Consider the following 262-nt stretch of genomic DNA (forward strand, 5'->3'; position numbering starts at 1 on the left):
CAATATCTCACGCCATACCCGCTTCCTGGCGAAGCGCCTGGCTGGCCGTCTAGCCTCGCTGACGCACTATAACGGCGTCCAGGTCTGCCAGCTGTATTCGTCGCCGTCGGCGGACTATGCGGATCCGTCCACGCAGGGCCCGATCATCGCGTTCAACCTCCGCAACAGTCGCGGCGAGTGGGTTGGCAAGTCCGAGGTTGAGAAGGTTGCGGCGGTCAAGAACATCCAGATGAGATCCGGGTCGCTCTGCAATCCCGGAGGC

General features: G+C 62.6%; 1 protein-coding gene. It reads left to right on the forward strand.

The window, feature by feature from the left end; genetic code table 11:
* A partial coding sequence (locus SAY88_RS25195; RefSeq protein WP_332635168.1) for a hypothetical protein occupies nucleotides 1-262 on the forward strand: 262 nt, incomplete at both ends.

Origin of the sequence: Halalkalibacter flavus (assembly GCF_036663575.1) — a bacterium.
In the GTDB taxonomy this organism is placed as follows: domain Bacteria; phylum Bacillota; class Bacilli; order Bacillales; family Bacillaceae_D; genus Halalkalibacter; species Halalkalibacter flavus.